Source organism: Burkholderia aenigmatica (assembly GCF_902499175.1).
GTDB classification, from domain to species: Bacteria; Pseudomonadota; Gammaproteobacteria; order Burkholderiales; family Burkholderiaceae; genus Burkholderia; species Burkholderia aenigmatica.
The window spans coordinates 19044-31613 of record NZ_CABVQC010000055.1; the positions used below are offsets into that span (position 1 = coordinate 19044).

12 protein-coding genes are annotated in these 12570 nt (G+C 65.3%); all 12 read right to left on the reverse strand.

Annotated features, from left to right (window positions below; genetic code table 11):
- Positions 1 to 113 precede the first annotated feature (113 nt).
- A complete protein-coding gene (locus BDO18943_RS30685) occupies positions 114 to 1901 on the reverse strand; it encodes an acyl-CoA dehydrogenase C-terminal domain-containing protein (RefSeq protein WP_043190599.1) in 1788 nt (595 codons plus the stop codon).
- Positions 1902 to 1959: 58 nt separating this feature from the next.
- Positions 1960 to 2559, reverse strand: coding sequence for a TetR/AcrR family transcriptional regulator (locus BDO18943_RS30690; protein WP_006751498.1), 600 nt, complete (start codon positions 2557 to 2559; stop codon positions 1960 to 1962).
- Positions 2560 to 2759: 200 nt separating this feature from the next.
- Positions 2760 to 4034, reverse strand: a complete 1275-nt coding sequence (gene clsB, locus BDO18943_RS30695) for a cardiolipin synthase ClsB (protein WP_175025233.1) — start codon at positions 4032 to 4034, stop codon at positions 2760 to 2762.
- Positions 4031 to 4525: a dihydroneopterin triphosphate diphosphatase gene (nudB, locus tag BDO18943_RS30700; RefSeq protein ID WP_175025234.1), complete on the reverse strand. Its 495-nt coding sequence runs from the start codon at positions 4523 to 4525 to the stop codon at positions 4031 to 4033. Before nudB ends, clsB begins: the two co-directional genes overlap by 4 nt.
- A gap of 159 nt (positions 4526 to 4684) precedes the next feature.
- A complete protein-coding gene (gene aspS, locus BDO18943_RS30705; protein WP_175025235.1) occupies positions 4685 to 6487 on the reverse strand; it encodes an aspartate--tRNA ligase in 1803 nt (600 codons plus the stop codon).
- A 67-nt stretch (positions 6488 to 6554) separates the two neighbouring features.
- Positions 6555 to 7205 carry a DUF502 domain-containing protein gene (locus tag BDO18943_RS30710; protein WP_011353157.1) on the reverse strand — a complete coding sequence of 217 codons (651 nt, stop codon included), beginning with the start codon at positions 7203 to 7205 and terminating at the stop codon, positions 6555 to 6557.
- A 61-nt stretch (positions 7206 to 7266) separates the two neighbouring features.
- The gene (locus BDO18943_RS30715) at positions 7267 to 7614 is read right to left on the reverse strand and encodes an FmdB family zinc ribbon protein (protein WP_175025236.1); all 348 of its coding nucleotides are present in this window, start codon (positions 7612 to 7614) and stop codon (positions 7267 to 7269) included.
- 95 nt (positions 7615 to 7709) lie between these two features.
- A complete protein-coding gene (locus BDO18943_RS30720; protein ID WP_175025237.1) occupies positions 7710 to 8336 on the reverse strand; it encodes a class I SAM-dependent methyltransferase in 627 nt (208 codons plus the stop codon).
- 17 nt (positions 8337 to 8353) lie between these two features.
- On the reverse strand, positions 8354 to 9931 hold the full coding sequence (gene ubiB / locus BDO18943_RS30725; protein WP_043190583.1) for a ubiquinone biosynthesis regulatory protein kinase UbiB: 1578 nt from the start codon (positions 9929 to 9931) through the stop codon (positions 8354 to 8356).
- Positions 9932 to 9944: 13 nt separating this feature from the next.
- A complete protein-coding gene (locus BDO18943_RS30730) occupies positions 9945 to 10571 on the reverse strand; it encodes a ubiquinone biosynthesis accessory factor UbiJ (RefSeq protein WP_006487883.1) in 627 nt (208 codons plus the stop codon).
- A 164-nt stretch (positions 10572 to 10735) separates the two neighbouring features.
- A complete protein-coding gene (locus BDO18943_RS30735; protein WP_175025238.1) occupies positions 10736 to 11767 on the reverse strand; it encodes a Tim44 domain-containing protein in 1032 nt (343 codons plus the stop codon).
- Positions 11768 to 11808: 41 nt separating this feature from the next.
- Positions 11809 to 12540 (reverse strand): bifunctional demethylmenaquinone methyltransferase/2-methoxy-6-polyprenyl-1,4-benzoquinol methylase UbiE, encoded by a 732-nt coding sequence (gene ubiE, locus BDO18943_RS30740; protein ID WP_043190578.1) that lies wholly within the window; start codon positions 12538 to 12540, stop codon positions 11809 to 11811.
- Positions 12541 to 12570 lie beyond the last annotated feature (30 nt).

Sequence of the window (12570 nt, forward strand, 5' to 3'; positions counted from 1 at the left end):
GGGATGTCTCCGGATAGTGTCGTGCAGCGCGGGAGGGGTGGGCTGCACGGCGAAGTGAGTACCAGGAACCGTTGCGTTCGGGCGGCGCGCATCGCGCCCCGCCCGGTCTCGCGTCAGAACAGCGATTCGTCGACTTCCATCATCGTCTTCGAACCGGCGCGTGCGGCGCGGATCGTCGACGCCGTCTCGGGCAGCAGGCGCGCGAAGTAGAAGCGTGCAGTCGCGAGCTTCGACTTGTAGAACGGATCGCCCGACGCTTCCTTGTCGAGTGCGAGGCGCGCCATGCGCGCCCAGAAGTACGAGAACACCAGGTGGCCGACGGTGCGCAGGTACGGCACGGCGGCAGCGCCGACTTCGTCCGGGTTCTGCATCGCCTTCATGCCGATTTCCATCGTCAGCTTCTGCACCTTGTCGCCGATGTCGGCGAGCGGGTTGATGAACTCGGCCATTTCCGGCTTCACGCCTTCGGCTTCCGCGAATTCCGTGACGAGCTTGCCGAACTTCTTCAGCTTCGCGCCCATGTCGCCGAGCACCTTGCGGCCCAGCAGGTCGAGCGACTGGATCGAGTTCGTGCCTTCGTAGATCATGTTGATCCGCGCGTCGCGCACGTATTGCTCCATGCCCCACTCGGAGATGAAGCCGTGGCCGCCGTAGATCTGCATCGCGTGGTTGGTCGACTCGAACGCGTTGTCGGTCAGGAACGCCTTGATGATCGGCGTGAGCAGCGCGACGAGATCGGCCGCCTCCTTGCGCACCGCTTCGTCACCGTGCGACAGTTCCTTGTCGATCTGCAGCGCGGACCAGTACGTGAACGCGCGCGCGCCTTCGGCGTAGGCCTTCTGCGTGAGCAGCATGCGGCGCACGTCCGGGTGCACGATGATCGGGTCGGCCGGTTTGTCCGGTGCCTTCGGGCCCGTCAGCGAACGCATCTGCAGGCGTTCCTTCGCGTACGTGAGCGAGTTCTGGTACGCGACTTCCGTGAGGCCGAGGCCCTGCATGCCGACGCCGAGACGCGCGGCATTCATCATCACGAACATCGCGTTCAAGCCCTTGTTCGGCTCGCCGACCATCCAGCCCTTCGCGCCGTCGAGGTTCATCACGCACGTCGAATTGCCGTGGATGCCCATCTTGTGCTCGATCGAGCCGCACTTGATGCCGTTGCGCTCGCCCGGCTCGCCTGCTGCGTCGGGGATGAACTTCGGCACGATGAACAGCGAGATCCCCTTGGTGCCCTGCGGCGCTTCCGGCAGGCGCGCGAGCACGAGGTGGACGATGTTCTTCGACATGTCGTGCTCGCCGCTCGAGATGAAGATCTTCGTGCCGCTGATCGAGTACGAGCCGTCGCCGTTGGGTTCGGCCTTGGTGCGCAGGATGCCGAGGTCGGTGCCGCAGTGCGGCTCGGTCAGGCACATCGTGCCCGTCCATTCGCCCGTCACGAGTTTCGGCAGGTAGCGTTGCTGCAGTTCCGGCGCGCCGTGTGCGTGCAGGCACTCGTAGGCGCCGTGCGACAGGCCCGGATACATCGTCCAGGCCTGGTTCGCCGAGTTCAGCATTTCGTAGAGCGCGTTGTTCACGAACGCGGGCAGGCCCTGGCCGCCGTAGTCCGGATCGCAGCCGAGTGCCGGCCAGCCGGCCTCGACGTACTGCTGGTAGGCTTCCTTGAAGCCGGTCGGGGTCTTCACGACGCCGTCGCCTTCATACGTGCAGCCTTCGCGGTCGCCGACCTGGTTCAGCGGGAACAGTACCTCGGAGCAGAACTTGCCCGCCTCCTCGAGGACCTGGTTGATCGTGTCGGCGTCGAGGTCCGCATGCTTGGGCATTTGCTTGACTTCGGCTTCGACGTTCAGAAGCTCGTGCAACACGAATTGCATGTCGCGCAGCGGCGCGGCGTACTGTCCCATGACTCTCTCCAAAGGTGGGCAAAACGGCTCGAGCTCCTGGCGGGCGGATCACGCGCCGCTAACGGCTCTCGCTCTGATACGAAACAATCGTCTTTTCCAGCGCGGCCCACGTGAGGCGCACGGCGTCCGGCGAATGCAGGAAGCGTGCGTCGTGATGCAGGCCGAGCGTGAAGCTGTACAACTCGAAGAGCATCAGGTCCGGATCCGTATCCGCACGCAGATGGCCTTCTTCCTTCGCCTGCGAAATGGCACGCAGCATCGCGGCACGCCAGGCCGTCACGCTTGCGATCAACTGCTCGCGCACGGGGCTGTCAGGCCGGTCGTCGTACTCGACGGCACCGCTGATGTAGATGCATCCGGTCGTCACCTCCTGGATGCGCTTCTCCGTCCAGCGGGCCAGCATCGCCCGAAGGCGCGGCAAGCCTCGCGGCTCGCGCAGGCTCGGAAAGAACACCTCGTTTTCGAAACGATGGTGATACTCGCGGACGACCTCGACCTGCAGGTCCTCACGCGATCCGAAGTGCGCGAACACACCGCTCTTGCTCATCTGCATGCGCTCGGCCAGCAGGCCGATCGTCAGCCCCTCCAGCCCATCACGGCTGGCGAGGTCCAAAGCAGCTTCAAGTATCGCGGCACGCGTCTGTTCGCCTTTTCGCATAGCTATTTCTGTAACCGTTCGGGGGTTCGAATAAAATCGAACGGCCGTACTATTATTGAGTGCGGCCGCTCGCGAAACAAGGAAATTATTAGAAACCGGTGTCTAACCGAGCCGCTATTTTGCGCGATTCCGGCGGGACCGGAGCGGCTTTTCCGCACGAACGTGCGGACAGATTTTTTGAAGCGAACGCTTAGTCTTCGTCAGTCGTAACCACCGACCGTCAGCGCCTTCATCACGACGCGATACGCCGTATAGGCGAGCCAGTTCAGCATGCGCTCGATGCGCGGGCGCGCGGCGAATCGAGCGGGGTCGATTTCCCGACCGTCGGCGAACGCGGCCGCGATCGCGTCGCGCAGTTCGTTCGTGACCGCATCGTAGCGCACCAGCACGACATTCGCTTCATTGTTCAACATCAGGCTCAGCGCGTCCAGGTTCGACGAGCCGACCGTCGCCCAATTATCGTCGATCACGGCCACCTTGCCGTGCAGCATCGTCTTGTCGTATTCGGCCACGCGCACGCCTGCACGCAGCAACGCGTGATAGAGGAACGGCACGGCCGTATCGAGTGCCGCGAATTCCTTGCGGCCGATCAGGATCCGCACGTCGACGCCGCGTCGCGCGGCGCCCGTCAGCGCCCGGCGCAGCTTGCGGCCGGGCATGAAGTACGGATTGGCGAGCAGGATCCGCTGCCGCGCCTGGCCGATCGCCGCGAGATATGCCTTCTCGATCGCGCGGCGGTTCACGACGTTGTCGCGCGCGACGAACGCGACGCTCGGCTCCGTCACGACCCGCAGCGCGCCGGCCTTGATCCAGCGGTGGCTGCGCATCCAGCGCCGGAACATCTCGGGGAACGCTTCGCCGCCATACAGCCCGGCCGCGTATTGCGCATACGGCTTGTGACCGAACATGATCCGGTGCCACTGCAGTTCGAACGCGGCGCGCACGTCGGACACCGCGGGCCCTGCCATCTCGACCGCGAAATCCCAGCGTGGAAACGGCAGCGTCGTGCCGCCCTGCGCGTAGTCGTCGATGATGTTGATGCCGCCGCAGAACGCGACCGCGTAATCGATCACCGCGAGCTTGCGATGCGTGCGCGAGAAGCCGAAGCGGCCGAACAGGAAACGGTTGTAGATGCAGTGCTCGACGCCGGCCTCGCCCCACGTGTCGAACAACGGCAGGCGGGCAGTGCCGATGCCGTCGGTGATCACGCGTACGCGCACGCCACGCTGCGCCGCGCGGATCAACGCGTCCGACACCGGCCGGCCGGCCGCGTCGTCGCAGAAGATGTAGGTTTCGAGCATCACCTGCTCACGGGCGGCATCGATCCGTTCGATCAGCGCCTGGAAGAATGCGCCGCCGCCCTCGCACAACCGCACGGTGTTGCCCGACGTGAAGGCGAGCCGCGACGCGGAACCGCGTTCCTGCAGGAACATCTGCCGCAATTGCGCGAAGCGCTTGCGGGCTTCCGCCGTCATGCGGACGAGCCGTGCGGCGCGCGCGACAGTGCCACGCGCGCGGGCAATTGCAGAATCGCCTCGGCGTTCGACGGCGAGAAGCAGCGCGCGGCCGCCTCGCGGAACGGCAGCCACGCATGGTCGACATGCTCGCGCGGCGACAGCGTCACGTCGACGCGATACGGCACGCACAGGCCGAACCAGTGCTCGGTGTTGCGCGTGACGCCCGGCGCATAGCGGTGCAGGTATTGCGGATAAATCGCGTATTCGATCCGGTGGCGCCAGTCGACGAGCGCGCCGGGCGGCACGTCCGGCGTGCCGATCGTGATGCCGGTTTCCTCGGCCACTTCGCGCGCGGCGGTGACCGCGAGCGGCTCGTCGAGCGCGTCCTTCGAGCCCGTCACCGATTGCCAGAAATCAGGCTGGTCGGCACGCTTGATCACGAGCACATCGAGGTCGGGCGTGTAGATCACGACAAGAACGGATTCGGGGATTTTCGGCGGCTTCGTCATCTTTATTTCATGCGGCACGGGGCCGCGCGCCGGGCAAATGCTCCGAACGGGCGGCAAGTGCTGCGACTGTACCGCAAAAAACGAAAAAGGCGCATCGCTGCGCCTTTTTCATGTGCGTCGTGTGCGCGTGAACGCACACACGACCGGGTACGAAGCGCGTTACGCCTTCGGTTGCTCCGGCTGACGCAGACGGATGTGCAGTTCGCGCAGCTGACGCTCGTCGACCGGGCTCGGTGCTTGCGTGAGCAGATCCTGCGCGCGCTGCGTCTTCGGGAACGCGATCACGTCGCGGATCGAATCGGCGCCGGCCATCATCGTGACGATGCGGTCGAGACCGAAAGCGATACCACCGTGCGGCGGCGCGCCGTACTGCAGTGCGTCCAGCAGGAAGCCGAACTTCAGCTGCGCTTCTTCCGCGCCGATCTTCAGCGCGCGGAACACCTTGCTCTGCACTTCCTCGCGGTGGATACGCACCGAGCCGCCGCCGATTTCCCAGCCGTTCAGCACCATGTCGTACGCCTTCGCGAGGCAACGGCCCGGATCGGTCTCGAGGTACTCGAGGTGCTCGTCCTTCGGGCTCGTGAACGGGTGGTGCGCAGCGACGTAGCGCGCATCTTCGTCGTCGTATTCGAACATCGGGAAGTCGACGACCCACAGCGGCTTCCAGCCGGCATGGACGAGGCCGTTCGCCTTGCCGAATTCCGAATGGCCGATCTTCAGGCGCAGTGCGCCGAGGCTGTCGTTGACGACCTTCGCGCGGTCGGCCGCGAAGAAGATGATGTCGCCGTCTTCCGCGCCGGTGCGCTCGAGGATCGCCGCGATCGATGCATCGTGCAGGTTCTTGACGATCGGGCTCTGCAGGCCGTCACGGCCCTTCGCCTTCTCGTTGACCTTGATCCAGGCGAGACCCTTCGCGCCGTAGATGCGCACGAATTCGGTGTAGCCGTCGATGTCGCCACGCGACAGCTCGCTGCCCTTCGGCACGCGCAGTGCCGCGACACGGCCGTCCTTCGCGTTGGCCGGCGTGCTGAACACCTTGAAGTCGACGTCCTTCATCGCGTCGGTCAGCTCGGTGAATTCGAGCTGCACGCGCAGGTCCGGCTTGTCCGAACCGAAACGCGCCATCGCTTCCGAGTACGGCATCACCGGGAAGGTCGCGTCGAGTTCGACGTCGATCGTCGACTTGAAGATGTGACGGATCATGTCTTCGAACAGGTCACGGATTTCCTGCTCGCCGAGGAACGACGTTTCGCAGTCGATCTGCGTGAATTCCGGCTGACGGTCGGCACGGAGGTCTTCGTCGCGGAAGCACTTGGTGATCTGGTAGTAACGGTCGAAGTTCGCGACCATCAGCAGCTGCTTGAACAGCTGCGGCGACTGCGGCAGCGCGAAGAACTGGCCCGCGTTCGTGCGCGACGGCACGAGGTAGTCGCGCGCGCCTTCCGGCGTGCTCTTCGTCAGCATCGGCGTTTCGATGTCGATGAAGCCCTGCTCGTCGAGGTACTTGCGCGCTTCGATCGCGACGCGGTAGCGCAGGCGCAGGTTGTGCTGCATCTGCGGACGGCGCAGGTCGAGCACGCGGTGCGTGAGGCGCGTCGTTTCCGACAGGTTGTCGTCGTCGAGCTGGAACGGCGGCGTGACCGATGCGTTCAGCACGTTCAGTTCGTGGCACAGCACTTCGATCTTGCCGCTCTTCAGGCCGGCGTTGACCGTGCCTTCCGGACGGTTGCGCACGAGGCCCTTGATCTGCACGCAGAACTCGTTGCGCACGCCTTCGGCGGTCGCGAACATTTCCGCGCGATCCGGGTCGCACACCACCTGCACGAGGCCTTCACGATCGCGCAGGTCGATGAAGATCACACCGCCGTGATCGCGGCGGCGCTGCACCCAGCCGCACAGCGACACGGTTTGGCCCAGCAGGTGTTCGGTCACGAGACCGCAGTATTCAGTACGCATCGACATGATGTTTGCTTTCGTTCGGTTTGATCAACGGGCGCCGCAACGCGCGGCCCGGGCGATGATTCTTTACTTACAGCGGCGGCTCGACGGGGCGGCGTGCAGGCGCCGGAGCCGGCGCCGGGGGCGCCACCACGCCCATCGAGACGATGTACTTGAGCGCGGCATCGACCGACATGTCGAGTTCGATGACTTCGCTCTTCGGCAGCATCAGGAAGAAGCCCGACGTCGGGTTCGGCGTCGTCGGGATATAGACGCTCACGTATTCTTCCGTCAGATGATTGAGCACGTCGCCGCCCGGCGTGCCGGTCAGAAACGCGATCGTATACGAGCCGCGACGCGGGTATTCGATCAGCAGCGCCTTGCGGAACGCGTTGCCGCTGCTCGACAGCAGCGTGTCCGACACCTGCTTGACGCTCGTGTAGATCGGCCCGACGACCGGGATGTGACGCACCACGGCGTTCCACCACGTGACGAGCTTCTGGCCGATGAAGTTCCGCGTGGCCAGCCCGACGACGAAGATGAACGCGAGCGTCAGCACCGCGCCGATCCCCGGCAGATGGAAGCCGAGCATCCGCTCGGGCTGCCACGATTCGGGCAGCAGGAGCAGCGTCTGGTCCATCGTGCCGATGATGAGACCGAGCACCCACAGCGTGATCGCGAGCGGGACGAGAACCAGCAGGCCGGTCAGAAACACCGATTTCAGGGTCGTCTTTTTCATCATCTGCCGTCAATGAACCGCGCCGGTGGCGCGGGTTGGTCGCAGCCCGGCCGGGCCGCGACGGTCAACTGCTGGCGGCGGGCGCTGCAGCCGGGGCAGGCGCGGCACTCGTCGTCGTGCTGGCGGAAGGGCTTGCTGCAGCCGGTGCGGCTGCAGCGGGCGCGGCTTCCGCCGGTGCGGCCGGGGCTGCGTCGCCCGACGCCGTCGCCGGCGCGCTGGTGCCGCCCGAACCGCCACGGAAATCGGTGACATACCACCCCGAGCCCTTCAGCTGGAAGCCCGCGGCAGTGACCTGCTTGCGAAATGTATCCTTCCCGCATTCCGGACACTGCGACAGCGGCGCGTCGCTCATCTTCTGGAGCACGTCCTTCGCGAAACCACACGCTTCGCATCGATAGGCGTAGATCGGCATGATATTTTTCCCGCGGAAACTGGAAACGGCTTGCAAAACCTTGAATTATAGCTGAAACCCTGGCGCACTCCGGCAATGGCCGCGACACGCGTGCATCAGCGGCGGCGCCACGTGAGCCAGCGCTCGTGCCCTTCGAACACGGGCAGCGAATCGGTCACGGGCAAATCCTCGATCAGCTCGAAGTGCGGCGCGAGCAGCGCATCGAGTTCGGCACGCTCGATTCCGAACGGCGGCCCCTTCGGTTTCGCCGTCAGGAAGAAATAGCCGGCCAGCAAACCGTCCGTTGGCAGCAACTCGGCCATGCGCGCCGCATAGTCGGCGCGCATGGCCGGCGGCAGCGCGCACAGGAACGCGCGCTCGTACACCCACTGCACGTCGAACGGCGGCCGGTACGCAAAGAAATCGGCCTGCTCGACGACGGCCGCATGCGCGCCGAGCTGCGCCTTCGCGGCAACGACCGCCTGCGCGGCGAAATCGATCGCACGCACGGGCCAGCCGGCCTGCGCGAGCCACCCGGCCTCCTGCGCACTGCCGCAGCCGGGAATCAGCACCGCGCACGGCTCGAGCCGGTGCGCGAACACACGGAAACCATCCGGCACGCCACCGAATTCCCACGGCGTCATGCCGCGCTCGAAACGCTCGTCCCAGAACGATGCGTCGCCGGGATCGCGCGTCGTGAAATCGGCGGCTGCCGGTGTGACGGGTTGCTTCGGATCGGACATCGCCCTGCTCCTTTCGATCATGTGCCGTACGCGAGCGCGAGCAGCACGCGCGCAACGAGCGCCCCGACGCCGACGGCGAGGCCGAAGATCAGCAGCGCCTGCATCAGCCGGTTCGTCCGCTTCTGCTCGACAAGGATCTGCCGCATCAGGTCCTCGCTCGCCGCGCGCGGCGCGTCATGGCGCGCCGCCATCGCGTGATGGATCAGGCGCGGCAGTTGCGGCAGCGTCTTGCTCCACTGCGGCGCTTCGACCTTGAAGCGCTCGTACCAGCCGCGCAGGCCGATCTGCTCGGTCATCCAGCGCTCGAGGTACGGCTTCGCGGTTTTCCACAGGTCGAGCTCGGGGTCGAGCGAGCGGCCGAGCCCCTCGACGTTCAGCATCGTCTTCTGCAACAGCACGAGCTGCGGCTGGATCTCGACGTTGAAGCGGCGCGACGTCGAGAACAGGCGCATCAGCACCTGGCCGAGCGAGATGTCCTTCAGCGCACGGTCGAAATACGGCTCGCACACCGCGCGGATCGCGCTTTCGAGCTCCTCGACGCGCGTTTCGGGCGGCACCCAGCCCGATTCGAGGTGGAGCGTCGCGACGCGGTGGTAATCGCGCTTGAAGAACGCGAGGAAGTTCTGCGCGAGGTAGTTCTTGTCGAAATCGGACAGCGCGCCGACGATCCCGAAATCGAGCGCGACGTAGCGGCCGAACGTGTTCGGATCGAGGCTCACCTGGATGTTGCCCGGGTGCATGTCCGCGTGGAAGAAGCCGTCGCGGAACACCTGCGTGAAGAAGATCTCGACGCCTTCGCGCGCGAGCTTCTTGATGTCGACGCCGGCGGAACGCAGCGTCTCGACCTGGCTGATCGGCACGCCGGTCATGCGCTCCATCACGAGCACCTGCGACGTCGAGAAATCCCAGAACATCTCGGGCACGAGCAGCAGGTCGAGGCCCGCGAAATTGCGGCGCAGCTGGCTGCCATTGGCGGCCTCGCGCATCAGGTCGAGCTCGTCGTGCAGGTACTTGTCGAATTCGGCGACGACTTCGCGCGGCTTCAGGCGCCGGCCGTCTGCCCACATGCGCTCGGTCCAGATCGCGATGTCGCGCATCAGCGCGAGGTCGGAATCGATCACCGACAACATGTTCGGGCGCAGCACCTTGACGGCCACGGCCTTGCCCGCATGCTGGCCCTGCTTGAGCTTCGCGAAATGCACCTGCGCGATCGACGCGCTCGCGATCGGCTCGCGCTCGAATTCGTCGAACAGCTCGTCGACCGGCGCACCGAGCGACTTCTCGATGATTCCGATCGCGACCGCGGAATCGAACGGCGGCACCTGGTCCTGCAGCTTCGCGAGTTCGTTCGCGAAATCGACCGACAGCAGGTCGCGGCGCGTCGACAGCACCTGGCCGAACTTCACGAAGATCGGGCCGAGGCTTTCGAGCGCGTGGCGCAGCCGCACGGCAGGCGGATCGGAATAACGGCGGCCGATCGTCGTGATCCGCAGCAGCAGCTTCACGCGCCGGTCGTCGATCCGGGACAGCATCACTTCGTCGAGACCAAAGCGGATGACGGTGTAGACAATCTTGATGAAACGGAAAATGCGCATGCCCTGCGGCCCCTCAGTGCGCGCCGCGCGGGCCGGAACCCGTGCGCGCGCCGATTTTTTGTTCGAGTCGCTCGACCCGCTTTTCGACCCGTGCGAGCGCATCGCGTGCGCGCGCCAGTTCGGCATCGAAGCCGCCGAGCGACGCGCGCCGGACGACTTGCGGGTTCTCGTCGAGCCAGTATTCGGCGACGGAATCGAGCACGTTGCGGCCGGTGCGTCGCGCGCGCGCACCGGCGTCGCGCACGACCGTCGCGATCCGGTATGCCGCCGCGTCGCCGACCAGCTTCGCGAGATCTTCTTCAGGTTCCCAGCGCAGGTGCTCGGCCAGCTTCGCGATCTGCGTCGCGAACTCCGCGTCGCCCTCGATCTTCACGTGCTTCATCACGGCCGCCTGGCCGCCCTGCAGGAACGCGGCGACCGTGTCGCCGGCGAGCGCGATCGACACGTCGACCTGTTGCGCATCGTGCGCGTCGACGGCCGACAGATAGCCGTCGGGCTGCACCAGCAGCGTGAGCGTAACGGGAGGCACGTCGATCCGGGCTGTCTTGCCCGCATACGGAATCAGGCGGTCGCGCGCCCACGATTCGCGGGCGAGCAGGTGATTGACGGCAGCAGCAAAAGGCTTGGCGGCAAAGGTCATCGGACTGGGAAAGAAAAAACCCGCGCAGGCCGGGCGCCCACGCGGGTTTCTATTGTAACGTCGGATCGTCGGCAGACCGTGGCTGACCGCACACCCGGGCGGCAAGCGGTCGCAGTACGGCGGCCGTTGCCCGGGTGTCCGGCGGCGTGGGCCGCCGGTCACGCTCAGTGCGTGTTGATCTGCTGGATGCCCGCGAGCAGCCAGCCCTGACTGCCCGACTTCGACAGGTTCCACACCTCGTCGAACGGCGCTGCCGACGCACTCGCCGATTCGCGGATCAGGCCGTGGAAGCGCACGCTCGCCGACTGCTCGATGCCGCGATCTTCGATCGCGACCAGTTCCGCGTCGAGCTGCACGACGTCGGTCTGGTTCGACTCGTTGCCACGCGAATCGAGGTCGATCTTGATCTCGGCGAACATTTCGGGCGTCGTGAATTCGCGGATGTCGGCCAGGTTGCCCTGGTCCCACGCGGCCTGCAGGCGCACGAAATAGACCTTCGAGCTGCGCAGGAACGCTTCGGTGTCGAAGCCGGCCGGCACCTGGAGCGGTGCTGCCGCACCCGCCGCCGCGCCGGCGGCCGCGGCACCGCCGCCGAACACGCCTTGCGCTTCGTTCGCGTAGTTGCTGCCGCTGCCCGCGTAGTTGCTGCCGGTGTTGCCCTGCTGGAACGACGGGCTTTGCGAGTAGCCACCCGACGACGACGCCGAACCGCCGACCGAGTATGCCGGCTCCTGCGGACGACGGCGGTTCATGAACTTGCGGATCAGCCAGATACCGACCGCCGCGAGCAGCGCGATCACGATGACGTTCGCCATCATGCTTGCGAACGCGCCGCCCATGCCGAAGTGCGACAGCAGCGCCGCGATGCCGAGACCAGCCGCGAGGCCGGCGATCGGCCCGAGCCAGCGCGAGCGGTTGGGCTGCGCGGCCGGCGCCGGAGCGGCCGGGTTCGCACGCTGCGCCTGCGACGGCGCGGCCTGCTGCATCGGCTGCTGCGCGGGCGGCGTGGCCTGGCGCTGCGTGACGGTGGAGTTCTGGCGGCCGATGCTGCGCCCGCCGCCCATGCGCTTGGCTTCGGCGTCGAGCGATGCGAACGTGCCGGCCGTGAGCAGGCCGACCATCAGCAGCGTGCCGACCCGTCGAGCCCACGGCTTCGACGGCTTGCTACGGTTGAACAACGAACGCGATTCGAACATCAATTTCTCCAGATGTAAGACAAATGTATGGGAAGAGCCCCTTAGTACTTGGCTCCCATGTGTAAAGCTACCACGCCACCTGACAAATTGTAATATTTGACGGCATCGAGGCCCGCTTGTTCCATCATCGTCTTCAGCGTGTCCTGGTCGGGGTGCATCCGGATAGATTCAGCAAGATACCGGTAACTTTCAGCATCTTTCGCGAACTTGTCGCCAAGCCACGGTAATACTTTGAAAGAATACAGATCGTACGCTTTTTTCAGCGGATCCCAGACTTTCGAGAATTCCAGCACCATCACGCGGCCGCCGGGCTTCGTCACGCGGCGCATCTCGGCCAACGCGGCATCCTTGTGCGTCATGTTGCGCAGCCCGAATGCGACCGTGACTACATCGAAGTAGTTGTCCGGAAAGGGAATTTTCTCCGCGTCGCACAGCAGCGACGGCGTCACGATGCCCTTGTCGAGCAGCCGGTCACGGCCGACGCGCAGCATCGATTCGTTGATGTCCGTGTGCCAGACCTCGCCCGTCGGCCCGGCCGCTTTCTTGAACGACTTGGTCAGGTCGCCGGTGCCGGCCGCGATGTCGAGCACCTTGAAGCCGGGGCGCACGTTCGCCTGCGCGATCGTGAACGCCTTCCACGCACGGTGCATGCCCGCCGACATCAGGTCGTTCATCAGATCGTAGTTGCTCGCAACCGAATGGAACACACCCGCCACTTTCTTCGCTTTTTCGTTTTCCTCGACGCTTTCGAAGCCGAAGTGGGTTTTGCTCATCGCGTTGATCCTCAGTAAATGGCAAGACGG